This window comes from Halomonas sp. SS10-MC5 (genome assembly GCF_015992245.1).
Taxonomy (GTDB): Bacteria; Pseudomonadota; Gammaproteobacteria; order Pseudomonadales; family Halomonadaceae; genus Halomonas; species Halomonas sulfidoxydans.
This window is the reverse complement of record NZ_CP065435.1, coordinates 3,404,732-3,430,072: the sequence shown is the minus strand read 5'-3', so window position 1 is coordinate 3,430,072 and position 25,341 is coordinate 3,404,732. Positions and strand designations below refer to the sequence as shown.

The following is a 25,341-nucleotide window of genomic DNA, read 5'->3' as shown; positions in this document are numbered from 1 at the left end:
TGTCGGCTCCTGAATGGCGTTGCGAGAGATACCTCCTGGGCAGTCTCCGGCATCCCGATGCAGCCAATGGTCACGCAGCGTGCAAGCAGTGTGCAAGCGATGCCGGAGCGGCCTCAGGGGCAGGTCTCGCCCAGCAGCAGCTCGGTGCCCAGCAGGCGCGAATGGCCCGGTTCCAGGCCGAGGATCATGCGTGCCGCCAGACGCCCCTTCTCGCCGCTCTCCTGGCGTACCGTGGTCAGGCGCGGCGCCCGATACTGGCCTTCGGCGATGCCGTCGAAGCCGATCAGGCAGATGTCCTCGGGAATGCGCAGGCCACGCTGCTCGGCGAGCGTGAGGGCGGTCAGGGCGATGCGGTCGGACATGCACAGCAGCAGATCGGGGCGTTCGTCGGCGGGCAGCTCGAGGATCTCCTCGATCACCGGGGCGCAGACCTCGAAGGTGTTCTCCTCCACGTTCCACATGGGGATCCGGTCGGTGGCGAAACCGTGCTTCTCCAGGGCGCGATGGAAACCGGACAGGCGTGAGCGGGTGATGGTGCGCTCGGCCGGCAGCAGGGTGTAGCCGGGGGCGATGCGGCCGTTGCAGGGCTCGCGGGTGAGGCGCAGGTTGACGATGGCCGGGCGCTTGCGGGGCGTGGCCGTCAGGGCATGGTCGGCGATCTCGAGACAGGCCGGCTCGTTGTCGACGTGCACCGAGGGGTGGCCCGAGACGTTGAAGTCGACGGCCACCAGCGAGGCATCGAGCGGCAGCGAATCGAACAGCTCGTCGGAGGGCATCAGGCCGTAGACGATGAAGCCGTCGGCCATGCTCGCCGAGTCGACCAGCTGGCACTTGGCCTGGCGCGCCGAGAGCAGCAGCAGGGTGTGGCCCTGGGTGTCGAGCACCTCGGCCACGCCCGAGAGGAATTCGCTGGAGACGGCGTCGTTGAGACTGTAGGTGAGGCTCTCGGCCAGGATCACCGCGATGATGCGCGAGCGGCCGGTGCGCAGGCTGCGCGCCTTGGCGTCGGGGCCGCGATAACCCAGCCGCTTGGCCTCGGCGAGGATGCGCTCGCGCAGGTTGGGCGAGAGCTGATCGGGCCGGTTGAAGGCATTGGAGACGGTGGCGGTGGAGACGCCGAGCTCCCGGGCCAGATCCTTGAGGGTGATGCGACGGACCGGTGGCGACACGTTGGTTTTCCTGCTAATGAGTAAGCCCCAAGGATACCGTCCCGGTCATGGCCGGGACAGCCCTGTCGCCCGATTCGGGGCCGCCGCCGCGTCAGGCGGCGGCTCGTGCCGGCTTGGCCGGCAGCGCCCGGTCGTTGGCGTCGAACAGGTGGACGTGCTCGGGGTCGGGGGAGAGCGCCACGCGCTGACCGATCGACCACTGCGTTGGGGCCTCGCCGCGCTGGATCAGCAGGGTGTCGCCCTCCTTTGGCTCGAGGTAGACGTAGACCTCGTTGCCCAGATACTCGACGTTGACGATCTCGAAGCCTTCGCTGCCCCGGGCCTCGGTGAGGCGCAGGTGCTCGGGGCGAATGCCCAGCGTCAGGTCGTCGCCCTGGGCATGGCCCGAGGCGTCCTGGGGCAGGGCCAGCTCGGCCAGCCCGGCGGCGCTGACGCGGCAGCCGTTGGCATCGGCACCGACCAGCCGCGCCGGCAGGAAGTTCATCGTCGGCGAGCCGATGAAGCCGGCAACGAACTTGGTCGCCGGGCGCTGGTAGAGCTCCTGGGGGCTGCCCACCTGCTCCACACGGCCGCCGTTGAGCACCACGATCTTGTCGGCCAGGGTCATGGCCTCGACCTGGTCGTGGGTGACGTAGACCATGGTCGAGCCGAGCCGCTTGTGCAACCGGGCGATCTCGTTGCGCATCTGTACCCGCAGCGAGGCGTCGAGGTTGGAGAGCGGCTCGTCGAACAGCAGGATGCGCGGCTCGCGGGCCATGGCGCGGCCCATGGCGACGCGCTGGCGCTGGCCGCCGGAGAGCGCCTTGGGCTTGCGCTCGAGCAGTTCCTCGAGCTGCAGGATGCGGGCCGTGGCCATGACCCGTTCGTGCACCGTCTCCTTGGCGGTCTTGGCCAGCTTGAGGCCGAACGCCATGTTCTCGTACACGGTCATGTGCGGGTAGAGGGCGTAGGACTGGAACACCATGCCCACGCCGCGCTCCCGCGGCGGCAGCTCGTTGACCACTTGATCGCCGATCGAGAGCTCGCCGTCGCTGATCGATTCCAGCCCGGCGATCAGGCGCAGCAGGGTCGACTTGCCGCAGCCCGAGGGGCCGACGAAGACCACGAACTCGCCGGCACCGATCGCCAGGTCCACGTCCTTGATGATGTGGGTGCTACCGAAGACCTTGTTGATCTTGTTGAGAGAGACGCTTGCCATTTGACCCATCCTCGGCCGCATGTGGCCGGTCGTTGTTGTGCGAAGTGCGTGAGACGCCGCCTAGAGGCGGAAAAAGGCTGCCTGGTAGGGCGGCAGGTGCAGCGTGCCGTGGCTGACCTCGTACTGGAAACCGTGCTGCTGCAGCGCCTCGCGCACCTCGGGCAGCGCCGCGGTCTGCGGCTGGCCGGTGAGGTTGAAGACGCACAGCAGCCTGTCGCTGCCCCGCTGGCGGGTAAACGCGACCAGCGCCTCGCCCAGCTCGACCAGCGTCATGTCGCCGTCGAACAGCGCTGGGTGCTGGTGGCGGAAGCGCAGCAGGCGCCGGGTGGCGTTGAGCATCGACTCGGGGTCGTCCTGCTGGCGTGCCACCGACAGCGGCAGGTGCGCTTCCGCCACCGGCAGCCAGGGCTCGATGGTCGAGAAACCGGCCAGCGGGGTGTCGTCCCATGGCATCGGCGTGCGGCAGCCGTCGCGGCCCTTGAAGTCGGGCCACAAGGGCAGGCCATAGGGGTCCTGGATGCGCTCGAAGGGGACGTCGGCCTCGGGCAGGCCGAGCTCTTCGCCCTGGTAGAGGCAGACGCTGCCGCGCAGCGAGAACAGCAGCGCCAGCGCTACCCGCGGGTAGGCGAAGGCGCACTCCTCGCTGCCCCAGCGGGTGGCGCTGCGCACCACGTCGTGGTTGGACAGCGCCCAGCAGGGCCAGGCATCGCCGGCGAACTGCTGGAAGCGCTCGAGCACGCCGCGGATGTAGGCCGGCGAGCGCGGCGAGTTGAGCAGGTCGAAGGTGTAGGCCATGTGCAGCTTGTCGCCGCCGGAGGTGTACTCGGCCATGCGCTCCAGCGGATTGTCGTCGCCGATCTCGCCCACCGTGGTGGTGCCCGGGTACTCGTCCATCAGCGCGCGCAGCTCGCGCAGGAAGTCGACGTTCTCGGGGCGGCTGATGTCGTAGAGGTGGCGCTGCCAGGTGTAGGGGTTCTCCTTGGGCGCGCCCAGGGTGCGGGTGGCATCGATGGTCAGCGCCGGGTTGCTGCGCAGGTGCTGGTCGTGGAAGTAGAAGTTCACCGTGTCGAGGCGGAAGCCGTCGACCCCCAGCTCGAGCCAGAAGCGCATGTTGTCGAGCTGGGCGGCACGCACCTCGGGGTTGTGGAAGTTGAGGTCCGGCTGGCTCGACAGGAAGTTGTGCAGATAGTACTGCTGGCGCCGGCTGTCGAAGGTCCACGCCGGCCCGCCGAAGATCGACAGCCAGTTGTTGGGCGGCGTGCCATCCGGGTTGGGATCGGCCCAGACATACCACTCGCCCCGCGGGTTGCTGGCTGACCGGCGGCTCTCCTGGAACCAGGGATGCTGGTCCGAGGTGTGGCTGATCACCTGGTCGATGATGACCTTGAGGCCGAGCGCATGGGCACGTTCCAGCAGCGCCTTGAAGTCATCGAGGGTACCGAACAGCGGGTCGACGTCGCGGTAGTCGCTGATGTCGTAGCCGAAGTCGCGCATCGGCGAGGTGAAGAAGGGCGACAGCCAGATGCCGTCCACGCCGAGCGAGGCGACGTACTCGAGCCGCTCGGTGACGCCCGGCAGGTCGCCGACGCCGTCGCCGTTGCTGTCCATGAAGCTGCGCGGGTAGATCTGGTAGATGACGCCGCCGCGCCACCAGAAGGTGTTGTCTTGCATGGGTTTCCCTTGTTCAAGCCTCGATTGGTGCAGTGTTCGTCGGGTGCGAGTCGGCGTGGACCGTGAGGTTCGCACCGGGTTCAATCCAGCCGGCTCATCCCTTCACCGCGCCGGCCGTCAGCCCCGAGACGATGCGGCGCTGGAAGATGATTACCAGGATGACCAGCGGCACCGTGACCACCACCGAGGCGGCCATGATCGGCCCCCAGGGCAGCTCGTAGGCGCTGCCGCCGGAGAGCAGGGCGATCGCCACCGGCACGGTGCGCTGGCTGTCGGTCAGGGTGAAGGTCAGGGCGAAGAGGAACTCGTTCCAGGCGGCGATGAAGGCGAGCAGCCCGGTGGTCGCCATGGCCGGCCACATCAGTGGCAGGAAGACCTTGGTGATGGTGACCCAGGGCGTGGCGCCGTCCATGATCGCGGCCTCCTCGAGCTCCATGGGCAGCTGGCGCATGAAGGTGGTCAGCACCCACACGGTGAAGGGCAGGGTGAAGATGGTATAGCTCAGGATCAGCCCGCCCGGGTTGTTGTAGAGGTTGAGCGCACGGATCACCTCGAACAGCCCCGACAGTACCGCCACCTGCGGGAACATGGAGACGCCAAGGATCACCAGCAGCACCGTGGTCCGGCCGCGAAAGCGTACTCGGCCCAGTGCGTAGGAGGCGGTGATGCCAAGCAGCAGGGCGATGAACACCACGCTGGTGGCGACCACCACCGAATTGAAGATCGCCTGCAGGAAACTGCGCTGGGAGAAGATCTGCAGGTAGTTGGCCAGGGTCGTCCGCGTCGGCCACAGTTCGACGCGGAACAGGTCGCCCGACGGGGTGAAGGAGGTCTTGATGGCGTAATAGAACGGGAACACCGCCATCACCACGACCAGTGCCACCAGCAGCCAGAAGCCGAGGCGCACGGTGAGCTTGGAAAATTGGTGCGAGGTCATCACTCACCCCCCAGTTGCAGTTGCTTGCGGCCCAGATAGAGGTAGGCGATGGTGGCCAGCGCGATGACCAGGAACAGCAGCGTGGACGCGGCACTGCCGTAGCCCACGTCCTGGAACTCCACCAGCTGCTGGCGGGCGTAGATCGACATCGACATGGTGCTGGTGGAGTTGGAGGTCAACACGTAGATCACGTCGAACACGCGCAGGGCATCGAGCAGGCGGAAGATCACCGCCACCATCAGCGCCGGGGTGATCAGCGGCAGGGTGACGCGGAAGAACACCTTGAGCGGATGGATGCCGTCGACCTCGGCGGCCTCGTAGCAATCCTTGGGCAGCATCTGCAGCGCCGCCAGCACCAGCAGGGCGACGAACGGCGTGGTCTTCCACACGTCGACCATGATCACCGCCCACATCGAGTAGGCGGCGTCGGCGGTCCAGGCGATGGGGCTGTCGATCAGGCCCACGCCCATGAGCAGATGGTTGATGATGCCGAACTGGTCGTTGAGCATCCACGCCCACATCTGCGCCGAGACGATGGTGGGGATCGCCCAGGGAATCAGCACGGCGGCACGCACCAGGGTACGGCCCTTGAACTCGGCGTTTAGGATCAACGCCACGATGACCCCGAAGACCACCTCCAGCGACACCGAGACCACCGAGAAGTAGACGGTGTTCCACACCGCCCGCCACCAGACGGGGTCGGCCAGCACGCCGAACCAGCGGCCGTCGTCGTAGACCAGGTAGTTCTCCAGGCCGATGAACAGGGTATCGCCCAGGTCCGACAGCGAGGCGTCGGTGAAGCTGAAGTAGAAGGTACGCAGCAGCGGCCAGCCGGCCACCATGGCCAGTGTCACCAGCATCGGCGCCAGGAAATACCAGGCGGCGCGCACCCGCTGGCGACGCACCTTGGTGCTGCGATAGCTGGCCGGCAGGGGGCGCGCCGGGATCGGCGCGCTTTCGGTCACGGGAGTCGACATCTCGGGCTCCTGGGGAGATTACCAGTTGCGGCGCTTGAGGCGGGCCAGCTCGCGGTCGAGGTCGCTGACCGCCTGCTCACCGCTGCGGTTGCCGGAGAGCACGTCGTGGGTGGCGCTGAAGAAGGCGTTGCTGACGCGGCCGTAGGCATCGCCGGTGGGGGCTGACGGGCGCGCCACGGCGTTGACGAAGGTCTCGTAGAGATCGCCGAAGAAGGGCACCGCCTCGAGCACCTCGTCGTCCTGATAGAGCGTCTCGAGGGTCGGGTTGTAGGCACCCTTGATGGCGCGGCGCTTCTGCTCCTCCTCGCCGGCGAGGAAGGCCACCAGCTCGGCGGCAAGCTCGGCGTTCTCGCTGTAGCGAGACACCGCCAGGTTCCAGCCGCCCAGGGTGGCGGCGCTGCTGCCCTCGCCGGCGTGGGGCAACTGGGTCACGCCCACCTTGCCGCGCACCTCGCTGTCTTCGCTCTGGGCCAGCGCCCAGGCGTAGGGCCAGTTGCGCATGAACACCGCGTTGCCGCCCTGGAACACGCCGCGAGCTTCCTCTTCGGTGTAGTTGAGCACGCCTTCGGGGGCGATCTCGCCGATCCAGGAGGCGGCAAGGTCGAGGGCCGCGGCGGCCTGCGGGTTGTCGATGGTGACCTCGCCGTCGGCGTCGACAAGGGTACCGCCGCCATGGCTCGCCACCCACTCCAGGGCGTTGCAGGTCAGCCCCTCGTAGGCGCGACCCTGGAAGACGAAGCCGTGCATGCGATCGTTGCCCGCTTCGCGCTCGGCGTTTTGGATCTCGCGGGCGATCTCGGTCAGCTCCTGCCAGGTCTGGGGCGGCTCGTGGCCGTACTGCTCGAGCAGATCGGCGCGGTAGTAGAGCACCCCGGCATCGGTGAACCAGGGCATCGCCACCAGGCGGCCGTCGATGGTGTTGTTCTCGATGATGGCCGCGAAATGCCCCTCGCCCGCGTCGTCTCCCAGCACCTCGCGCAGGTCGAGCAGGTGGTTGGCGAGCAGGCCCGGCCACACCACGTCGATCTGCATGATGTCGATATCGGTGGAGTTGGCGGAGAGGATCTGCTGGTAGAGCGACAGGCGTTCGGTGGAGGAGTTGGGGGTCGAGACCACGTCGACGCTATGGCCGGTCTTCTCTTCCCAGGCCCGTACGCCCTGCTGGCAGAGCTGGAGCTCGGCGCCCACCGCGCCGCAGGAGATGGTCAGATCGGCGGCCTGGGCCTGACCGAGGCCGGCGGCACCCACCACGAGGAGGGATGGGATCAACGACTTCTTGAACATGAAGGTATCCTTGTCGGCTTGTTGTTATCGCGGGCTACTGAAGGAACTTAAACGATTAAGTTCATACGGCGCTCAGTTAGCCGTTTCTGTTCGACGAGTTCAACCTAGACTTTCGGCTAATGGAGAGCCGGCGCCGTGCTCACCGCAAGCATAGTCCAGCCTCGTCACGAGCCTACAACGAGAGGAAGAACAGAATCAGCGGCGGCGACAGCAGCGAGAGGATGAAGCCGCTGACCACCGCGATGGGCACGCAGGCCACGCCGCCGTGCTGCTGGATCACCGGCAGGGTGAAATCCATCGAGGTGGCCCCGCCGTAGCCGATGGCCAGCGGTGCATGGCGCTTGATGACCAGCGGAATCAGGATGAAGGCGAGCAGCTCCCGGGCGAGGTCGTTGAAGAAGGCCACGCCGCCGAGCAGCGGACCCAACTGGTCGCCCACCAGGATCGCCGAGAGCGAGTACCAGCCGAAGCCGGAAGCCAGCGCCAGGCCCTCGTTCCAGCGCAACGAGAGCAGGGGGGCGGCCAGCAGGCCGCCGGCCAGGGAGCTGATGGCCAGCGTCATGGCGATGGCCAGGCCGTGACGGTTGAGCAGGATCTGCTTCAGCGGCATCCCCGAGTTGCGCAGCTGGCAGCCGATCAGCGCCAGCAGCACGTAGAGCACCCATTCGGCCCACTGCTCGGCGTGCCGGAAGATCACGTCGCCGCCCAGCCAGGCGAGCGCGAGTCCGAGCAGCACGCCGCCGGCCACCACGGCGACCAGCGAGAGCGAACCGAGCAATGCGGCCAGCTTGGTGGTGGGGGCGCCCGCCACCACCGGTGAGGGAGCCATGCGCAGCCCCAGGCGACGTGACAACCACCACAGCGCGCCGAGATTGCACACGGTGATCACCGCGAGCAGCCTGACGGCCTGCCCACCCATGCGCGACAGCTCGTGGCCGAGTTCGTCGAGCCCCGCCAGGCCGATGCCCATCAGCAGCAGGATGACATAGACCGAGGCGTTGACGCCGCGGTTGATGCCGCCCAACACGCCGGCGTGGCGAACCGGCACCAGGTAGCCCAGCACCAGCGGCAGCAGCACGATCAAGAGCCCCGAGAGCATCGTGATTCCCTTCACTCAGGCCGCCCAGCGCGGCGAAAGCCGCCAACTCTACCAGTATTTGGCTCGTTGTGCTGCGCCAGTGCCGTCAATTGGCGTTCAGCGCCCCTCCGGGCTCAGTGAGGTGAGGGTGAGGCGGCTCCTGCGCTCGCCGTGGCGGTGGTAGTCGACCGCCAGCAGCAGCCCCGGATACTGCGGGTGAAAGTGGAACAGCATCGTGCGCTCGGGGGTCTCGGGGTCACTCACCTCGACTTTGACCGCCTCGAACTCGCCGGCCGGCAGAGCCAGCGTTTCCACCCCCAGCAGCCGGTAGTCGAGCCTCTCCTCACGGCCACGATGGTCCAGATAGACCAGGCGGCAGGCCTCGTTCTCGCAGCCGCCGTTCAGCGCGCGCCGCGAGAGTTCGACCAGCGCCGCCTGGCGGTCGGGCAGGCGGGCCAGCTCGCTGCCACCCAGCCGGTAGTCGCCTCCCACGCCCAGCAGCGAATAGCCGCTGGCGTAGTTCACCGAGCGTACCCCCTCCGGGGTGACGATGAAGCGGCTGCGCTCGCTGCCGCGGGCCACGGCGATGGCGGCCTGCATGCGGCTCTGCCAGTGGCCGGTCTCGCGGGTCAGGCGGTGCTCGATGGTGGCGTTCGGCCAGCCCTTCACCTCCAGCCGATAGCTGGCGCTGAACGGTTGCAGCAGGGTTTCAGGCTCCGCCATGGCAGCCTGGGTCGCGCCAGAGGTCCAGGCCAGCAGCAGGGCGAGAAGGGGCAGGGGAGCTAGGGCTCGCAGGGTTCGGCTCATGTCGGGGCACCGCTGGGCTGAAGAACGATAGTACCTGTGAGCCCCGGCAGGCCCGGCGGGTTCCTTAATGCACGGTTCTTCCTCGTTCAAGATGCACAACGACGAGAGATTGCCGCTTGTCTGTTAGCCGTCTCGGGTGGGAGCGAGTGATCAATGGCTTCCAGACCGGCGAGACCTGCGAGGCGTAAAGAGATCGAAAACGTGACACCGGTCAATAAGAGGGCGCAGGACGAAGCGAAGCGTTCAAGCTTCGCCTCACGCGGCCGAAAAAAGGGCTGCGTGCGCTGAATGATGGCGCATTTGCAGCCTAGGCCGACGGATATCACAACAACAACGGCTCAGCTTCGCCAGCCTTGTCCCGACCCTTCGATATCACTGAGCTTGGCAGGAACTGAACATGAGAAACCTTCTCCACCGTATTCCAGTGTCACGCAAATTCATGCTGGCGCTGGCCTTTCCTCTTGCCATCATCGTCTGGCTGGCGGGCAGCGGCGTCATGGAGCGCCAGCGACTGGCCGGCGACATGCAGCAGGTAGACCGCTTCGCCGGCCTGGCGGCACAGCTGGGTGGGCTGATGCACGAACTGCAGGTCGAACGCGGCCTCTCGGTCGGCTTCCTCGGCAGCCGTGGCGAGAGCTTTGGCAATCGGCTTGCCGCCCAGCGCGAGCGGGTCGATGAGCAACTCATCGTCTATCGCGACGTTCGCGTCGGCCTCGATGCCAGCGGCGACGCCGGCATCGGACAGCGCCAGCGGGAGGTCGAGGCGCTGCTGGCCGAGATCGCCGGCATGCGTCGCGAGGTCGACGCGCTGGCCATCGAGAATCTAGAGGCGCTCGAGTACTACACCGAGATCAATGCGCGGCTGGCCGAAGTGGTCGGCAGGCTGAATGCGCTCGGCAATATCGGTGAGCTGACCCGCAGCCTGGGCGCCTACTATGCCCTGCTGGAGATCAAGGAGAAGGCTGGCATCGAGCGGGCGCTGCTGGCCAGCGCCTTTGCCGCCAACAGTATGTCCCCGGACGTCTACTATCGTTTCCTGCGCCTGCTGGGCGAGGAGTCGGCGTTCGAGGAGAGCTTCATGGTCCTGGCGGATGCGGACATCGCGGCGCGCTATCGGGCAGCCACCACGGAGCACGAGGCGAACGGCAACCTCTTCATGATGCGCCAGATCGCCATGCTCCAGGGCGTCGATGGGGGGTATGGCATTCGGCCCGAGCGCTGGTTCGAAGCCCAGACCGGCAAGCTCGAGCGGTTGCGCGAGGTCGAACTTGCCGTCGCCGACTCCGTGCAGGCGCGTGCCGCTGAGCTGGCGGCTGCGGCGCACCTGGGGCTTGTGAGCTTCGCCGGCCTGGCAGCGCTGGCCATCGCGGTGGCCGTTTTGCTCTCCATCGTGCTGGTGCGCAGCATGGTGAGGCCGCTACGGCTCGCCCTGTCCCAGATCGAGTCGCGTGGCGGCGACCTGACCCAGCGTCTGGCCGAGCCCGGCAGCGACGAACTCTCCCAGCTCTACCGCGCCTTCAATGCTTCCACTGCCGGCATGGAGGCACTGGTCGCCTCGATCCAGCAGGGCGCCCGCGGCGTCGGCTCGGCCAGCGGCGAGATCGCACAGGGCAACGAGGACCTGGCCAGCCGCACCGAGGAGCAATCCGCCTCGCTGGTGGAAACCGCTACCAGCATGGAGCAGATGACCTCCACCGTGCGCCAATCGGCCGACAACGCCCACCAGGCCAGCGCCATGAGCGAGCAGGCCGTCACCCAGGCCGAACAGGCCAGCCGGGTCGCCGAGGAGGCGCGCCAGGCCATGCAGCAGATCTTCGAGGCCAATCGCCAGGTCACCGCTATCGTCGAGGCCATCGACGGCATTGCCTTCCAGACCAACCTGCTGGCGCTCAACGCGTCGGTGGAGGCGGCGCGCGCCGGCGAGCATGGCCGCGGCTTCGCCGTGGTCGCCGGCGAGGTGCGCAAGCTGGCCAGCCGCAGCGCCGAGGAGGCCGAGCGCATTCGTCAGCTGATCGCCAACACCACCCAGCGCGTGGAGACGGGCAACGGGCTGGTGGGACAGACCTCGGAGGCGCTCACGGCCATCGCTCGCGACGTACGTCGGATCGCCGACCTGGTGGCGGAGATCTCGTCGGCCAGCGGCGAGCAATCGGCGGGCATCGAGCAGATCAACCAGGCCGTGAGCCAGTTGGAGGCCACCACCCAGCAGAACGCGGCGCTGGTGGAGCAAGTGGCGACCGCCAGCCGTTCGCTCGACGACCAGGCCAGCGAGATGGCCCGCCTGATCGCGCGCTTCCGCGTCGGCGAGGCCCTGGAGCAGGAACGTACCGAAGTCGTGGCCGAACTCGGCTATCGGGACCTCAAGCGGCTGCCGCAGCCGGCCTGAGGCACGGCGACTGGCGAGGGGAGAGCGGCGGGGCTGCCCGCCGCTGGGGTTGCCACCGGCCTCAGTAGCCCGCCTCGGGGTCGACGGTCTCGAGCGCTTCGCCGGCCTCGAAGGCGCGAATCGCCTCGACCACCTGGTCGACGGCCTCGACCAGCGGCGTGGGACCGGCCATGTGCGGTGTCACCCAGATGCGCGGGTGTGTCCACAGCGGGCTGTCGGCGGGCAGCGGTTCCTCGGGGAAGGCATCGAGAATGGCACCGCGCAGCCGGCCTTCCCGCTCCCCTTCGCCCAGTGCCTCGAGCAGCGCCGCCCGGTCGATCAGGCTGCCGCGGCCGGGGTTGATCAGGCTGGCGCCCGCGGGCAGCTTGGCGAGCGCCTCGGCATCGATGATATGACGGGTCGAATTCGTACCCGGCAGCAGCAGCACCAGGGTGCGCACCTGGCCGAGCAATTCGGCAAGGCCGGCATCGCCGTGGTGACAGGTGATGCCGTCGAGCGACTTGGGCGAGCGACTCCAGCCGTGCACGGGGAACCCGTCGGCGGCGACCATGGCGGCCACCTTGGCGCCGATGGCACCGAGGCCCAGCACGCCCACCGGCCAGTCGCCCTTGTCGGTGACGGTGTGTTCTCGCCATTCGCAGCGGGCCTGCTGGCGGCGGTAGCGGTCGAAATCGCGCTGGAAGTGGAGCACGCCGTAGCGCACGTAGTCGCCGATCAGCTCGGCCATGCCGGCATCGCGCAGCTTGACGATGGGCACGCCCTCGGGGCGGCCGGGATTGTTCAGCAGGGCATCGACGCCGGCCCCCAGGTTGATGATGCCCTTGGCGCGGGTCTGTTCGGCGAGCAGTGCTTGCGATGGTTTCCACACCGCCAGATAGTCGGCGTCGCGACGCCGCTCGGGGGGATCTTCGGCGGTGACGATCTCGGCTTCGGGCAGGCGTTGGGCCAGGGCGTCGCGCCAGGCCTCGATGTCGTCGATGTGCAGCAGTATGCGCATAACGGCTCCTTTCGTTCAGTAGACGATCTGCATCATGGGCGGCGGCGCTTCGTCGAGCAGCAGGCCCAGGCGCTTGAGCCCCTCCTCGAGGCGGGCGATGTCCTGTTCGGCCCCGAGACTCACGCGGATGCGCCGCGGCGGCGGCGTCTGTTCCACCATGAACGGTACCGCAGTGGTGATGGCCAGCCCCTCCTGTTCGGCCTGCTGCTGCAGCTCCTCGGCGCGCCAGGCATCGGGCAGCGAGATCCACACGTGCAGGCTGGTCGGGCGCGACTCCAGCGCGTGGTGCCCCAGCAGCCGGTGGGTAAGCTGCTGACGCTCACCGAGCAGGCTGCGCTGTTCGGCGGCCATTGCCTCGACGGTGCCGTCGGCCAGCCAGCGGTCGGCGATCTCGAACACCAGCGAGGTGGCCATCCAGGTAGTGGCGCGCATGCGTGGCAGCACGTGGTGCAGCTGGCCGCGAGGCACGGTGAGATAGCCGGCGCGCAGGCCCGGCACGGTCACCTTGGTCAGGCTGGTGACGTGAAAGCTCAACTGCGGGATACGTGCCGCGACCGGGGTGAAGCCCGGCGCCTCCAGCAGGGCGTGCACGTCGTCCTCGATCAGCCATACCCGATGGCGTGCCAGGACCTCGGCCACGGCGTCGCGGCGTGCCTCGCTCATCGTCGCTCCGGTGGGATTGAGCTGGGTCGGGGTCAGGTAGAGCGCGCGTGGCTTGAAGCGCTGGCAGGCCAGTTCGAGGGCTTCGGGGACGATACCCTCGGCGTCGATGGCGATGCCGCGCAATTGAAAGCCCAGGGTGCGTGACAGGGCGATCAGGCCGTGATCGGTCAGCGCCTCGGTCAGCACCAGGTCGCCGTGCTGGACCACGCTCGAGATCGCCAACATCAGGCCGTGGGCGGCACCGTTGCAGAGGATGCGATCGTCCATCTCGCCGGGTACGTGCAGGCGGGACTGCAGCCAGGTGCTGGCGCGCTCGCGCTGGTGGACGAGTCCGGCGATGGGCCGGCAGGCGGTGATCACCTCGGGGCTGGCCTGTTCGGCCAGCTCCGCCAGGGCCTGGCGGAAGCGCAGGTGATGGCTCGGGGTACACACGGGATGGGCGATCGACAGGTCGATGAGCGGATTTTCCTGGCGTGCCTCGTGGCCGCGCAGGTAGGCCGATTCGCGGGCATCGTCCAGCGCGTTGATCCAGGTGCCGCTGCCGACCCGGGCCTGCACCAGCCCCATCTTCTCGGCCTGGGCATAGGCCCGCGACACGGTCTGCACGCTGACCCCCAGGCTCTCGGCGAGCTGGCGATGGGGCGGCAACCGCGTGCCGGGCACCAGTTCGCCCTGGCGCACCGCTTCCGACAGTGCGCGCGCGATGGCGAGATACTTGGGCCCCGTATCCGTCAGGTACGGAGTCAGATCAATTGTCATGATTCAATAAAGCCTTTGACCGCCTGCCAAGGGGGAGTGCTACTATCAGCTTAGCGGCATTGGCTTGTGATTGTCATGCTTTTGGCTGGATAGCTTCATGACAATTTCAGGCGCCGGTCCTTTTCCGACCGAAGGCCGACTACCCTCTGGCCCGGCTCCTCTCCTCGCGAAGGTGGCTGGCTCTTGGTGATGCAATGGCGAGTGCCCAATGACTCAGGTATCCCTGTCCTTCACTCGTGAGGAATATGCCAGCCGGCTATGGAAGGTGCGGGCCGAAATGGCCAGCCGCGGAATCGACGTGCTGGTCATCAGCGATCCCTCCAACATGGCCTGGCTGACCGGCTACGATGGCTGGTCGTTCTACGTGCACCAGTGCGTGCTGGTGGGGCTGGAAGGCGAGCCGGTGTGGTACGGGCGGCGCATGGATGCCAACGGGGCGCTGCGCACCTGCTGGATCGATCCCGACAACATCACCTACTACCCCGACTACTACGTCCAGAACCCGGACATGCATCCGATGGACTACCTGGCCCAGTCGATCATGCCCGACCGCGGCTGGCACGAGGGGGTGGTGGGGCTGGAAATGGACAACTACTACTTTTCGGCCAAGGCCTACCAGAGCCTGCTGCGCGAGCTGCCCCACGCGCGCTTCATGGATGCCAACTCGCTGGTCAACTGGTGCCGCGCGATCAAGTCGCCCCAGGAGATCGCCTACATGCGCATCGCCGGCAAGATCGTCGAGGGCATGCACTCTCGCATCCTCGAGGTGATCGAGCCGGGGCTGCCCAAGAGCAAGCTGGTGTCGGAAATCTATCGGGTGGGCATCGAGGGTTGGGTCGATCCGCAGGGCCGGGTTCACGGCGGCGACTATCCCGCTATCGTACCGATGCTGCCCACCGGCAAGGACGCCGCCGCGCCGCACCTGACCTGGGACGACACCCCGTTTCGCGAGGGCGAGGGCACCTTCTTCGAGATCGCCGGTGTCTACAAGCGCTACCACGCGCCGATGTCGCGCACCGTCTTCCTCGGCCGACCGCCGTCGGAGTTCGTGCGCGCCGAATCGGCGCTGCTCGAGGGCATCGAGAACGGCCTGGCCGTGGCCAAGCCCGGCAATCGCACCGCCGACATCGCCATGGCGCTGGGTGCGGCGATGGACAAGTACGGTTTCGACCGTGGCGGTGCCCGCTGCGGCTATCCCATCGGCATCAGCTACCCGCCCGACTGGGGCGAACGCACCATGAGCCTGCGCCCTTCCGACGAGACCATCCTGGAACCCGGTATGACTTTCCACTTCATGCCGGGCATGTGGCAGGACGAGTGGGGGCTCGAGATCACCGAGAGCATTTTGATTACCGACACCGGCTGCGAATCGCTGGCCAGCTTCCCGCGCCAGCTGTTTGTGCGATGAGTAACAAGCGACAACTGCTGTAGCGAGGGGCGCCGGGGACAAGCCGAAGAGGAGGTCTTTTGCCAGGGAAGGCAAAAGTAGCGTACAGGGAAGTATTCACAGCGCCTTCTCGCAGGTTTGTTGCCGGAATAGCCCCGAGCAGTTGCCCATAGTACAAGGAGTTCCAGGAACATGACCAAACGACCCAGCCCGATCAGCGCCACCGTGGACTTCGACGCCGACGGCGTCCAGCACGGCTTCCTCAAGCTGCCGGTCTCGACCGATGAATCCGCCTGGGGGGCGGTGATGATTCCGGTCACCGTGGTCAAGAACGGCGAGGGCCCCACGGCGCTGCTCACCGGCGGCAACCATGGCGATGAGTACGAGGGCATCACTGCGTTGATGAAGCTCACCAGCGAGCTGCGCGCCGAGGACGTGCGCGGGCGCGTGATCATCGTGCCGATGATGAACATGCCGGCGGCCATGGCCGGCAAGCGCACCTCGCCGATGGATGGCGGCAACCTCAACCGCAGTTTTCCCGGCGACCCCGACGGCTCGGTGACCGAGAAGATCGCCGACTACTTCACCCGGGTCATGACACCGATGTGCGACGTGGTGCTCGATCTCCACTCCGGCGGGCGCACCCTGGACATCATTCCCTTCGGCGCCTCCCACGTGCTGGACGACCCCGAGCAGCAGCGCCAGGCGCTCGAGGGGGCCAAGGCGTTCGGCGCGCCCTATGCCATGATGATGTTCGAGCTCGACGCCGCGGCGCTGTTCGATACCGCGGTGGAGAGCCAGGGCAAGGTCTTCGTCGCCACCGAGCTGGGCGGCGGCGGCACCTCGACGCCCGAGAGCCTGGCCATCACCGAACGCGGCGTGCGTAACTTCCTGATCCATTTCGGCCTCGTCGAAGGCGTGGTGGAGATGCCCGCCGAGCCCCAGGTCTACCTCGACATGCCCGATGCCAGCTGTTACGTGCAGAGCGAGCATACTGGCCTGCTCGAGCTGACCCTGGCGCTGGGCGACAAGGTGGAAAAGGGGCAGGTCATCGCCCGGGTCTACGACATGACCCGCAGCGGCAGTGCGCCGGTAGAGTACCTTGCGGGCCGCGACGGCATTCTCGCCGCGCGGCGCTTCCCGGCGCTGGTCAACATGGGCGACACCATCGCGGTGATCGCCGAGGTGGTCGACTCACTGGGTTGAGCCTGACATAGAGAGAACCATGAAACTCGATCGCTATGACCTGAAGATACTCGAGATCCTGTCCCGCGACGGGCGCATCACCAAGTCGAGGCTGGCCGAGGCGATCAACCTCTCGGTCAGCCCCTGCTGGGAACGGGTGCGGCGCCTGGAGAAAGCCGGCATCATCGAGGGCTACAGTGCCCGTATCAACCCTCATGCGCTGGTCAAGCGCACGCCGGTCTGGGTACAGATCGAGCTCAAGCAGCACAACGCCGAGAGCTTCGCCTGCTTCGAGGCGCTGGTGCACGACACCCCCGAGGTCACCGAGTGCGTGGCGGTGGGCGGCGGGGTCGACTACCTGCTGAAGGTCGAGGCCGATTCCGTGGACGCCTACCAGCGCCTGATCGACGACTGGCTGACCTCCGACGCCGGCATCGAACGCTACTTCACCTACATCGTGACCAAGACGGTCAAGCGCCCCGCTCATGGCCTGGAGCCGGGTGATTTCCTCCGCAGCTGAAGGCCCGGACGGCGGACGCGGCGCGGCGGCCAACGAGAACTCAACGTTGATGCCCCGACGGCCTCCATGGCATAAGCTAAAGGCGAAGGTGAGCGGGAGCTCACCAGGCCGGGCGATCTTTCCGGCATGTCATCGCGGTGCCGGACGAGATGGATAGCGCCCTGAGACGTGATCGCCTGACGCAGAGAGATGCCCATGTCCTACTTCACCATCGCCGGGGTGCAGATGCAGGCCCCGCATCACGGCGACAATACCGAGGCCATGCGCCACCGGGTCGATGTGCTGATGAGCCGCTTCCCCCAGGTGCAGATGGTCCTGTTCAGCGAGCTGATGCCGCTGGGTGCCTCGCCGCACCATGCCCACCCGCTGCCGAGCCACGTCGAGCAATTCTTCTGCCAGCTTGCCGAGCAGTACCGCATCTGGCTGATTCCCGGCTCGATGTTCGAGCGCACCGAGCACGGTATCTTCAACACCCTGTCGGTAATCGACCCAAGCGGCCAGGTGGTGGCGCGCTACCGCAAGATGTTCCCCTTCCGCCCCTACGAGGCGGGCGTGGAGAGCGGCAGCGAGTTCGTCCTCTTCGACGTACCCAACGTCGGCCGCTTCGGCGTGTCGATCTGCTACGACATGTGGTTTCCCGAGACCACCCGGACGCTCGCCGCGATGGGCGCCGAGGTGATCCTCCACCCGACCATGACCGATACCATCGACCGCGACATCGAGCTCTCCATCGCCCGCACCAACGCCGCGGTCAACCAGTGCTACTTCTTCGACATCAACGGCGCGGGGGCCATCGGCAACGGCCGCTCGATCGTCGTGGGGCCTTCGGGTGACGTCATTCACCAGGCCGGATCGGGCGAAGAGATCATGCCCATCGAAGTGGATTTCAACCGTGTGCGCCGCGAGCGCGAGACCGGCCTGCGCGGCCTGGGGCAGCCGCTCAAGAGCTTCCGCGACCGCCAGGTGGACTTCTCGGTCTATCGCTTCGAGCACGGCCCCTCACCGTTTCTGGCCAGCCTGGGGCCGCTGGCCAAGCCGCAGCGCACCGATATCGAAGAGTATTGACCGCCAAGGAGATCGTCATGCGGGAGTTCCTGATCGGCTTGATGCAACGCTTCTTCCGGCCCGGGGACTCCCTTCCGGCAGCGGCCCGCCCGAGACGCGCCGCTGCCACCCCTTCCGCCATCGATGGAGCGACAACAATGAACAAGATCACCAGCATTGCCGATGTGCGTCGCCATTTCCGCAACAACAAGGAGCCGGTCTACTTCATCTCCGCCACCAACTTCAACCTGCTCGGCATCGGTGACTGGGTGGGCAACTTCCGCCATATCAACTACATCGACTGCTTCGACGGCCAGCAGCGCAACGTCTTCGTGCCCAAGGAGAAGTTTCCGCGCGACTTCGAGAGCATCGAGGACATCAACAACTACCTGCTCGAGCACAAGGAGGTGATCGATTTCATCCAGTCGCGAGCCGCTGGCGAGAATGCCGGGGTGGCCGCGTTCCTGATGTTCGACGAGCATACCGAGGAGATCTGCCGCCAGCTCGGGCTGCGCGTGGCGTTCCCGCCGGCGGCGCTGCGCTCGCGCATGGACAACAAGATCGAGACGGTGCGGATCGGCAACAAGGCCGGGGTACCCAGCGTGCCCAACGTGCTGGCCAAGGTTGGCAGCTACCGCGAGCTGCTCGAGGTCAGCCGCGAGCTGGGCGACGACCTGGTGGTGCAGACCGCCTACGGCGATTCCGGCCACACCACCTTCTTCATCGCCAGCGAAGAGGACTACTACAAGCACGCCGAGGAGATCGAGGCCGAACCCGAGGTCAAGATCATGAAGCGCATCAACTGCCGTGGCTCGGCCATCGAGGCCTGCGCCACCCGCTGCGGCACCGTGGTCGGCCCGCTGATGACCGAGCTGGTCGGCTTCAAGTCGCTGACCCCCTACAAGGGCGGCTGGTGCGGCAACGAGATGTTCGCCGGCGCCTTCAGCCAGGAGGTCCGCGACAAGGCCCGCGAATACACCTTCAAGTTCGGCGAGGCGCTGCGCGAGGAGGGCTACCGCGGCTACTTCGAACTCGATTTCCTGATCGACATGGACAGCGGCGAGGTCTACCTGGGCGAGCTCAACCCTCGCGTCACCGGGGCCAGTTCGTTGACCAACGTGGCGGCCTTCGCCCACTCCGACATCCCGCTGTTCCTGTTCCACCTGCTGGAGTTCTCCGAGGTCGACTTCGATCTCGACATCGAGGAGATCAACGAGCGCTGGTCGCACCCCGATAGCGTCGACAGCTGGAGCCAACTGGTGATCAAGCACACCGACGAGAGCGTCGACCTGCTGACCCGCGCGCCCCGCACCGGCGTGTGGACCCTGGGCGAGGACAACCGCATCGCCTACGACCATTACAGCTACCACCCCCATGCCGCCGAGAACGAGCGCGAGGCGTTCTTCCTGCGTATCAGCGGGCCGGGCGACTTCCGCTACGAGGGTGCCGATCTCGGCATCCTGATCACACGCGGGCGCCTGATGGACGACGACTTCCAACTGACCGAGCGGGCCAAGGCCTGGATCGAGGGCATCCGCGGCGAGTACGCCGGCCAGCCGCTGCAGGACCCGGTGGTCGAGGAGGTCGCCGTGACCCACGCCATCGGCGGCGGCAATTTCAAGATCCTGTGAACGCCGGGGGCGAAGGGCAGCATGAGGCGCGGCGGCTAGAGATGGAGAAGACGCTGGTATTCCGGACCCTGCACGAGGCGGTCCCCGGGGCCAAGTGGCGGTCGCTGTTCGATTACCACTGGCCGGCCTACGAGGCCTGGTACCTGGCCGAGGGCGAGCGTGAGCGGCCGGCCTACCTGAGCTGCTACAACGCCCTGCGCCGGCACATGCCGGAGCTGCTCGATACCTACCGGGCGCTATGCGAGCTGGCCGGGGGTGGCGATCTGGCGGCGCGCTTTCTCAGCCTCTACCAGCCGCCGGCCTACATTACCGGCTGCTCCCAGGCGGTGCTGGCACGCCCCGGTGCCCCCCTGCTGGCGCGCAACTACGACTACCCGCCGGAGCTGTGCGAGGGCACCGTCCTCTATACCCGCTGGAACGGGCGAGGCGTGATCGCCATGACCGACTGTCTGTGGGGCGTGCTGGACGGCATGAACGAGCAGGGCCTTGCCGTGTCGCTGGCCTTCGGCGGGCGCAAGGCGGTGGGCGAGGGCTTCGGTGCCCCGATCATCCTGCGTTACCTGCTGGAATTCTGCGACAGCGTGCCCCAGGCCGCCGAGGTGCTGGCCCGGGTGCCCAGCCACATGGCCTACAACATCACCCTGACCGATGCCGCCGGGCGCTATGTCACGGCGATGATTGCCCCCGATCGTCGGGCCAGCATCCGCCGGGTGCCGGTGGCCACCAACCACCAGAAGAAGATCGAGTGGTATGCCCATGCGCTGGCCTCGGAGACGCTGATCCGCGAGCGCCAGCTGTCGATCCTGGTCGACGACCCGGCCACCACCGAAGGGCGCCTGCTCGAGGCCTTCGCCGCGCCGCCGCTGTTCCGCCGCGACTATGCGCGCGGGCTCGGCACCATCTACACCGCGGCCTACTGGCCGGCGACGGGGCGGGTGAACTACCGCTGGCCGGGGCAGACCCTCGAGCTGGCCTTCGAGCATTTTCCCGAACAGCAGTTGAGGGTCCGTTACGGCCCCCGATAGCCGGTGTGAGCGGCGAGCACCGTCGCCGCTCGAGAAAATAACGAACAACGATGGGAAGGGTGTCGCCATGCACGAGAGCAGCCATACCGAAACGCCCTATACCGCGCTGGGCTTCTACCACAAGATCTCCCAGCTTCGCGCCGACACCTGGAACGCGCTCAAGCGCGACCTCGGGCAACTGGTGCGGCTCGACGATGAGGGCCGGGCGCGCAACCTGATCAAGGCGATCGACGTCAAGATGACGCGGCTCGAGATCATCGAGGACTACCACGCCTTCCCCTCCAAGGAGGATTTTCGTCACCTCTGGTCGCTGTTCGATCGCGAGGAGTACGTGCTGCTGGAGAAGGTGGTCAAGCGGCTGGTGCGGGCGCTGATCAGCGAGTCCTACCGGCGGCGCCACGTCGACCTCTCCGAGACCGATGCCGGCGCCGAGGATCTCGAGACCCTCGATGCCCTGGCGCAGCTGCGCCACGGCCACCCGGCCTCCAACAGCTCCGCGCAGCCCTATTTCGAGCTGCTGATCGTCGACAACCTCTCGGCCCAGGAGGAAGAGGTGGTGCGCGAGGCGTTCCACAGCCTGCGCCGGCCCGAGGACCGTTTCGTCTACGACGTGGTGACGGTGCGCAGCTTCGAGGATGCGTTGATCGCCGTGCTGGTCAACCCCAACATCCAGGCCTGCCTGATCCGCTACGAGTTTCCCTACAAGTCGAAGTACAACCTCAGCGCCCTGCGCAACTACCTCGAGGGCTTGTCGGAGAAGGAGCTGGAATACCAGACCGAGGCAGAGCGCAGCATCCTGCTCAGCTCAATGATTCACGAGCTGCGCCCCGAGATCGACCAGTTCCTGGTCACCAGCGGCGACGTCGAGGCCACGGCGAGCCGCGACATCCGGCACTTCAACCGCATCTTCTATCGCGAAACCGACTACATCGAGCAGCACCATACCATCCTGCGTGCCATCGATAGCCGCTACCGCACGCCGTTCTTCGATGCCCTGCGCGAATACAGCAAGAAGCCCACCGGGGTGTTCCACGCCATGCCCATCTCGCGCGGCAAGTCGGTGACCCGCTCGCACTGGGCGGGGCACATGATCGACTTCTACGGCATCAACATCTTCCTCGCCGAGACCTCGGCGACCTCGGGCGGGCTCGACTCGCTGCTGCAGCCCTACGGGCCGATCAAGAAGGCCCAGGAGTATGCCGCCCGGGCTTTCGGTGCGCGCCAGAGCTACTTCGTCACCAACGGCACCTCGACGGCCAACAAGATCGTGGTGCAGGCGCTGGTCAAGCCGCGAGACATCGTGCTGATCGACCGCGACTGCCACAAGTCGCACCACTACGGCATGGTGCTGGCCGGTGCCCACGTCAGCTACCTGGACTCCTACCCGCTCAACGACTACTCGATGTATGGTGCGGTGCCGCTGCGCGAGATCAAGGAGACCCTGCTGGCCTACAAGCGCGCCGGCGAACTCCACCGGGTCAAGATGCTGCTGCTGACCAACTGCACCTTCGACGGCGTGGTCTACAACGTGCGCCGGGTGATGGAGGAGTGCCTGGCGATCAAGCCCGACCTGGTGTTCCTGTGGGACGAGGCGTGGTTCGCCTTCGCCACCTTCAACCCCACCTACCGGCCGCGCACCGCCATGCACGCCGCGCGCACCCTGTGCGACCGCTACCGCAGCGAGGCCTACCGCGAGGAGTACGCGGCATGGAAGGCGGAGTTCGACGCGCTCGACCCCGACGACGATGCCACCTGGCTCGACCGCCGGCTGATGCCCGACCCCGAGGCGGTGCGCATCCGCGCCTACGCCACCCACTCCACCCACAAGACCCTGACCTCGCTGCGCCAGGGCTCGATGATCCACGTCTATGACCAGGAGTTCCGCCAGCGCGTGGAGGCCCCGTTCCACGAGGCCTACATGACCCACACCTCCACCTCGCCCAACTACCAGATCCTCGCCTCGCTCGACGTGGGGCGCATGCAGGCGGAGATGGAGGGCTTCGAGCTGGTCCACGCCCAGGTGGAGGCGGCGCTGTCGCTGCGCGAGCAGCTCTACACCCATCCGCTGCTGCAGAAATACTTCCGCGTGCTCAAGAACAGCGACATGGTGCCCGCCGAGTACCGCGAGTCGGGGGTCGAGTCCTACTACGACCCGGTGACCGGCTGGAACCAGATGGAGGAGGCCTGGGCGCGGGACGAGTTCGTCGTCGACCCGACCCGGGTGACCATCGCCATCGGCCACACCGGGGTCGACGGCGACGCCTTCAAGAACGAATACCTGATGAACAAGTACGGCATCCAGATCAACAAGACCTCGCGCAACACCGTGCTGTTCATGACCAACATCGGCACCACCCGCGGCTCCATCGCCTACCTGCTCGACGTGCTGATCAAGCTGGCCAAGGAGTTCGAGTACCGTTGGGAGGAGAGCAGCCGTCCCGAGCGCAAGATCATCGAGCGCCGGGTGCATTCGCTGACCCGTGAGCTGCCGCCGCTGCCTGATTTCAGCCGCTTCCACGACGCCTTCCGCCAGTGCCCCGAGACGCCCCAGGGCGACATCCGTCGTGCCTATTTCCTGAGCTACGACGAGGAGAATACCGAGTACCTGCGCTTCGACAACGGCGAGCTCCAGGCCGAGATGCGAGCGGGCCGGGACGTGGTCTCGGCCAGCTTCGTGATCCCCTACCCGCCGGGCTTCCCGGTACTGGTGCCGGGGCAGGTCATCAGCGAGGAGATCCTCCACTTCCTGCAGGCGCTCGACGTCAAGGAGATCCACGGTTACCGGCCGGAGCTGGGCCTGATCGTGTTCACCGAGGAGGCGCTGGCCGCGCCGCCGGAAACCTGAACGCCCGGCGCAGAAAAAAACGCAACTTAGCCATGGAGGACAAAAAAAACCGTATTGGTTACGCCGGCTAACGAAAAGTCCCGGCCGGGCTTTGCCCTTACCCTGTACCCATCGAGCAGCCCCGGCTGCTCTGTCGTTTTTGCCACAGCCGGCCCGTGGGCGAGGGGCCGGTGTCAGGGGAGGTGCCCATGAACATGAAGCTGACCAATACACTGTCCACCATGCTGGGTGATCCGCGTCTGTTTCGTCAGCACGCCTACGTGAACGGCAAGTGGACCTACGGCGACGGCGGCCGCGAGGAGACGGTCTTCGACCCCGCCACCGGCGAGGTCATCGGCTACATTCCCTGGCTCGAGGCGCACCAGATCCGCGAGGCGGTGGACGCCGCCGACACCGCTTTCGCCCACTGGCGCGCGCTGCGTGCCGACGAGCGCGCCGAGCGCCTGCTGGCCTGGCACGACCTGCTGCAGGCCAACCGCGAGGATCTCGCCACCATCATGACCCTGGAGCAGGGCAAGCCGCTGCCCGATGCGCGCGGCGAGGTGGAGTACGGCGCCAGCTTCGTGCGCTGGTTCGCCGAGGAGGGCAAGCGTACCTTCGGCGAGACCATTCCCAGCCACATCCCCAACGCCGCGCTGGGCACGCTCAAGGAGCCGGTGGGTATCGCCGCGCTGATCACGCCGTGGAACTTCCCGCTGGCGATGATCACGCGCAAGGCCGCCGCCGCCCTGGCTGCCGGCTGCCCGGTGATCGTCAAGCCGGCCGGCGAGACGCCGTTCTCGGCGTTGGCGCTGGCCGAGCTGGCCGAGCGCGCCGGCATTCCGGCGGGCGTGTTCAACGTGGTGCTGGGCGAGCCCGCCGAGGTGTCGAAAATTCTGTGTGCCGAGGAGCGCATCAAGGCGCTATCCTTCACCGGTTCCACCCGGGTCGGCCGGCTGCTGCTGGAGCAGAGCGCCCAGACGGTGAAGCGTGTCTCGCTGGAGCTCGGCGGCAACGCACCGTTCATCGTCGGCCCCGACATGGACCCCAAGGAGGCGGCTTTCGCCGCGGTGGCGGCCAAGTTCCAGACCGCCGGTCAGGACTGCCTGGCGGCCAACCGCATCCTGGTGCACGAGTCGATCCACGACGAATTCGTAGAACACTTCGCCGAGCGCATGGCGGCGCTGACCGTGGGCAACGGCATGGAGAGCGAGGTCGACCTGGGGCCGCTGATCCACCGCCAGGCGGTGGACAAGGCGGCGGCCATCGTCGACGACGCCATCTCCCGCGGCGCGACCCTGGTGGCCGGCGACCAGACCCGGGCGCCGGGCGACAACTTCTTCATGCCCGTGCTGCTCACCGGCGTGACGCCCGAAATGAAGGTGTGGCGCGAGGAGAACTTCGCTCCGGTGGCCGGCGTGACCGCCTACCGCGACGACGACGAGGTCATCGCCATGGCCAACGACACCGAGTACGGCCTGGCGGCCTATGTCTACACCCATGACATCCGCCGCATCTGGAAGCTGCTGCGGGCGCTGGAGTACGGCATGGTCAGCGTCAACTCGGTGAAGATGACCGGCCCGCCGGTGCCCTTCGGCGGCGTCAAGCAGTCGGGTCTCGGCCGCGAGGGCGGCATCACCGGGATCGATGAATACCTGGAGACGAAATATTACTGTTTGGGAGCTCTAGGTTCAGTTTCGGGGAGCTAGCCGAGCAAGCGGCCGGGATGGACCGTCGAGCGATATTTGCCCAAGGGCGCATCCCGGCCCTAACTGCGACATGCGAATTTGAACATCTCC

General features: G+C 66.8%; 19 protein-coding genes. 9 read left to right on the top strand and 10 right to left on the bottom strand.

Annotated elements, in window-relative coordinates:
- Window positions 1–113 precede the first annotated feature (113 nt).
- The 8 genes from I4484_RS15915 to I4484_RS15880 all read right to left on the bottom strand — a co-directional run bounded on the left by I4484_RS15915 (window position 114) and on the right by I4484_RS15880 (window position 9,121).
- Window positions 114–1,169 (bottom strand): LacI family DNA-binding transcriptional regulator, encoded by a 1,056-nt coding sequence (locus tag I4484_RS15915; RefSeq protein ID WP_197448212.1) that lies wholly within the window; start codon window positions 1,167–1,169, stop codon window positions 114–116.
- A gap of 91 nt (window positions 1,170–1,260) precedes the next feature.
- Complete coding sequence (locus I4484_RS15910) at window positions 1,261–2,367, bottom strand: ABC transporter ATP-binding protein (protein ID WP_197448211.1); 1,107 nt, start codon at window positions 2,365–2,367, stop codon at window positions 1,261–1,263.
- 60 nt (window positions 2,368–2,427) lie between these two features.
- Entirely contained in the window at window positions 2,428–4,038 is a 1,611-nt protein-coding gene (locus tag I4484_RS15905; protein ID WP_197448210.1) for an alpha-glucosidase family protein, read from the bottom strand.
- Between the two features lie 94 nt (window positions 4,039–4,132).
- Window positions 4,133–4,975, bottom strand: coding sequence for a carbohydrate ABC transporter permease (locus I4484_RS15900; RefSeq protein WP_197448209.1), 843 nt, complete (start codon window positions 4,973–4,975; stop codon window positions 4,133–4,135).
- Entirely contained in the window at window positions 4,975–5,952 is a 978-nt protein-coding gene (locus tag I4484_RS15895) for a carbohydrate ABC transporter permease (RefSeq protein WP_197448208.1), read from the bottom strand. The genes I4484_RS15900 and I4484_RS15895 overlap by 1 nt, the downstream gene beginning before the upstream one ends.
- Window positions 5,953–5,970: 18 nt before the next feature.
- Window positions 5,971–7,236: an ABC transporter substrate-binding protein gene (locus tag I4484_RS15890; RefSeq protein WP_197448207.1), complete on the bottom strand. Its 1,266-nt coding sequence runs from the start codon at window positions 7,234–7,236 to the stop codon at window positions 5,971–5,973.
- 172 nt (window positions 7,237–7,408) lie between these two features.
- Complete coding sequence (locus tag I4484_RS15885) at window positions 7,409–8,335, bottom strand: lysine exporter LysO family protein (RefSeq protein ID WP_197451077.1); 927 nt, start codon at window positions 8,333–8,335, stop codon at window positions 7,409–7,411.
- A gap of 96 nt (window positions 8,336–8,431) precedes the next feature.
- Entirely contained in the window at window positions 8,432–9,121 is a 690-nt protein-coding gene (locus I4484_RS15880; RefSeq protein ID WP_197448206.1) for a hypothetical protein, read from the bottom strand.
- Between the two features lie 397 nt (window positions 9,122–9,518).
- Here I4484_RS15880 and I4484_RS15875 point away from each other — a divergent pair, with 397 nt between their 5' ends.
- Window positions 9,519–11,507, top strand: coding sequence for a methyl-accepting chemotaxis protein (locus I4484_RS15875; RefSeq protein ID WP_234283729.1), 1,989 nt, complete (start codon window positions 9,519–9,521; stop codon window positions 11,505–11,507).
- Window positions 11,508–11,568: 61 nt separating this feature from the next.
- On the opposite strand, the gene I4484_RS15870 is transcribed toward I4484_RS15875, so the two are convergent.
- Together I4484_RS15870 and I4484_RS15865 are read right to left on the bottom strand one after the other, a co-directional pair.
- Window positions 11,569–12,504 carry a glyoxylate/hydroxypyruvate reductase A gene (locus I4484_RS15870; RefSeq protein ID WP_197448205.1) on the bottom strand — a complete coding sequence of 312 codons (936 nt, stop codon included), beginning with the start codon at window positions 12,502–12,504 and terminating at the stop codon, window positions 11,569–11,571.
- A 15-nt stretch (window positions 12,505–12,519) separates the two neighbouring features.
- On the bottom strand, window positions 12,520–13,926 hold the full coding sequence (locus tag I4484_RS15865; RefSeq protein ID WP_197448204.1) for a PLP-dependent aminotransferase family protein: 1,407 nt from the start codon (window positions 13,924–13,926) through the stop codon (window positions 12,520–12,522).
- 208 nt (window positions 13,927–14,134) lie between these two features.
- Between I4484_RS15865 and doeA the strand changes: the two genes are divergently transcribed.
- From doeA to I4484_RS15825, 8 genes are all read left to right on the top strand, one after another.
- Window positions 14,135–15,334 carry an ectoine hydrolase DoeA gene (gene doeA / locus I4484_RS15860; protein WP_197448203.1) on the top strand — a complete coding sequence of 400 codons (1,200 nt, stop codon included), beginning with the start codon at window positions 14,135–14,137 and terminating at the stop codon, window positions 15,332–15,334.
- 171 nt (window positions 15,335–15,505) lie between these two features.
- Window positions 15,506–16,519: a N(2)-acetyl-L-2,4-diaminobutanoate deacetylase DoeB gene (gene doeB, locus I4484_RS15855; protein ID WP_197448202.1), complete on the top strand. Its 1,014-nt coding sequence runs from the start codon at window positions 15,506–15,508 to the stop codon at window positions 16,517–16,519.
- A gap of 19 nt (window positions 16,520–16,538) precedes the next feature.
- Window positions 16,539–17,018 carry an Lrp/AsnC family transcriptional regulator gene (locus I4484_RS15850; protein ID WP_197448201.1) on the top strand — a complete coding sequence of 160 codons (480 nt, stop codon included), beginning with the start codon at window positions 16,539–16,541 and terminating at the stop codon, window positions 17,016–17,018.
- 195 nt (window positions 17,019–17,213) lie between these two features.
- A complete protein-coding gene (locus I4484_RS15845) occupies window positions 17,214–18,083 on the top strand; it encodes a carbon-nitrogen hydrolase family protein (RefSeq protein WP_197448200.1) in 870 nt (289 codons plus the stop codon).
- A gap of 137 nt (window positions 18,084–18,220) precedes the next feature.
- Window positions 18,221–19,693, top strand: coding sequence for a biotin carboxylase (locus I4484_RS15840; RefSeq protein WP_197448199.1), 1,473 nt, complete (start codon window positions 18,221–18,223; stop codon window positions 19,691–19,693).
- 41 nt (window positions 19,694–19,734) lie between these two features.
- Window positions 19,735–20,718 carry a C45 family autoproteolytic acyltransferase/hydolase gene (locus I4484_RS15835; protein WP_197448198.1) on the top strand — a complete coding sequence of 328 codons (984 nt, stop codon included), beginning with the start codon at window positions 19,735–19,737 and terminating at the stop codon, window positions 20,716–20,718.
- A 67-nt stretch (window positions 20,719–20,785) separates the two neighbouring features.
- Window positions 20,786–23,563 (top strand): aminotransferase class I/II-fold pyridoxal phosphate-dependent enzyme, encoded by a 2,778-nt coding sequence (locus I4484_RS15830; protein ID WP_197448197.1) that lies wholly within the window; start codon window positions 20,786–20,788, stop codon window positions 23,561–23,563.
- A gap of 188 nt (window positions 23,564–23,751) precedes the next feature.
- Window positions 23,752–25,251, top strand: a complete 1,500-nt coding sequence (locus I4484_RS15825) for an NAD-dependent succinate-semialdehyde dehydrogenase (protein WP_197448196.1) — start codon at window positions 23,752–23,754, stop codon at window positions 25,249–25,251.
- Window positions 25,252–25,341 lie beyond the last annotated feature (90 nt).

What these genes read in the sequence shown, in the direction of transcription:
- I4484_RS15910 (WP_197448211.1), bottom strand. Translation starts at nt 2,367, where the DNA reads ATGGCAAGCGTCTCTCTCAACAAGATCAACAAGGTCTTCGGTAGCACC.
- I4484_RS15905 (WP_197448210.1), bottom strand. Translation starts at nt 4,038, where the DNA reads ATGCAAGACAACACCTTCTGGTGGCGCGGCGGCGTCATCTACCAGATC.
- I4484_RS15900 (WP_197448209.1), bottom strand. Translation starts at nt 4,975, where the DNA reads ATGACCTCGCACCAATTTTCCAAGCTCACCGTGCGCCTCGGCTTCTGG.
- I4484_RS15895 (WP_197448208.1), bottom strand. Translation starts at nt 5,952, where the DNA reads ATGTCGACTCCCGTGACCGAAAGCGCGCCGATCCCGGCGCGCCCCCTG.
- I4484_RS15890 (WP_197448207.1), bottom strand. Translation starts at nt 7,236, where the DNA reads ATGTTCAAGAAGTCGTTGATCCCATCCCTCCTCGTGGTGGGTGCCGCC.
- I4484_RS15885 (WP_197451077.1), bottom strand. Translation starts at nt 8,335, where the DNA reads ATGCTCTCGGGGCTCTTGATCGTGCTGCTGCCGCTGGTGCTGGGCTAC.
- I4484_RS15880 (WP_197448206.1), bottom strand. Translation starts at nt 9,121, where the DNA reads ATGAGCCGAACCCTGCGAGCCCTAGCTCCCCTGCCCCTTCTCGCCCTG.
- I4484_RS15875 (WP_234283729.1), top strand. Translation starts at nt 9,519, where the DNA reads ATGAGAAACCTTCTCCACCGTATTCCAGTGTCACGCAAATTCATGCTG.
- I4484_RS15870 (WP_197448205.1), bottom strand. Translation starts at nt 12,504, where the DNA reads ATGCGCATACTGCTGCACATCGACGACATCGAGGCCTGGCGCGACGCC.
- I4484_RS15865 (WP_197448204.1), bottom strand. Translation starts at nt 13,926, where the DNA reads ATGACAATTGATCTGACTCCGTACCTGACGGATACGGGGCCCAAGTAT.
- doeA (WP_197448203.1), top strand. Translation starts at nt 14,135, where the DNA reads ATGACTCAGGTATCCCTGTCCTTCACTCGTGAGGAATATGCCAGCCGG.
- doeB (WP_197448202.1), top strand. Translation starts at nt 15,506, where the DNA reads ATGACCAAACGACCCAGCCCGATCAGCGCCACCGTGGACTTCGACGCC.
- I4484_RS15850 (WP_197448201.1), top strand. Translation starts at nt 16,539, where the DNA reads ATGAAACTCGATCGCTATGACCTGAAGATACTCGAGATCCTGTCCCGC.
- I4484_RS15845 (WP_197448200.1), top strand. Translation starts at nt 17,214, where the DNA reads ATGTCCTACTTCACCATCGCCGGGGTGCAGATGCAGGCCCCGCATCAC.
- I4484_RS15840 (WP_197448199.1), top strand. Translation starts at nt 18,221, where the DNA reads ATGAACAAGATCACCAGCATTGCCGATGTGCGTCGCCATTTCCGCAAC.
- I4484_RS15835 (WP_197448198.1), top strand. Translation starts at nt 19,735, where the DNA reads ATGGAGAAGACGCTGGTATTCCGGACCCTGCACGAGGCGGTCCCCGGG.
- I4484_RS15830 (WP_197448197.1), top strand. Translation starts at nt 20,786, where the DNA reads ATGCACGAGAGCAGCCATACCGAAACGCCCTATACCGCGCTGGGCTTC.
- I4484_RS15825 (WP_197448196.1), top strand. Translation starts at nt 23,752, where the DNA reads ATGAACATGAAGCTGACCAATACACTGTCCACCATGCTGGGTGATCCG.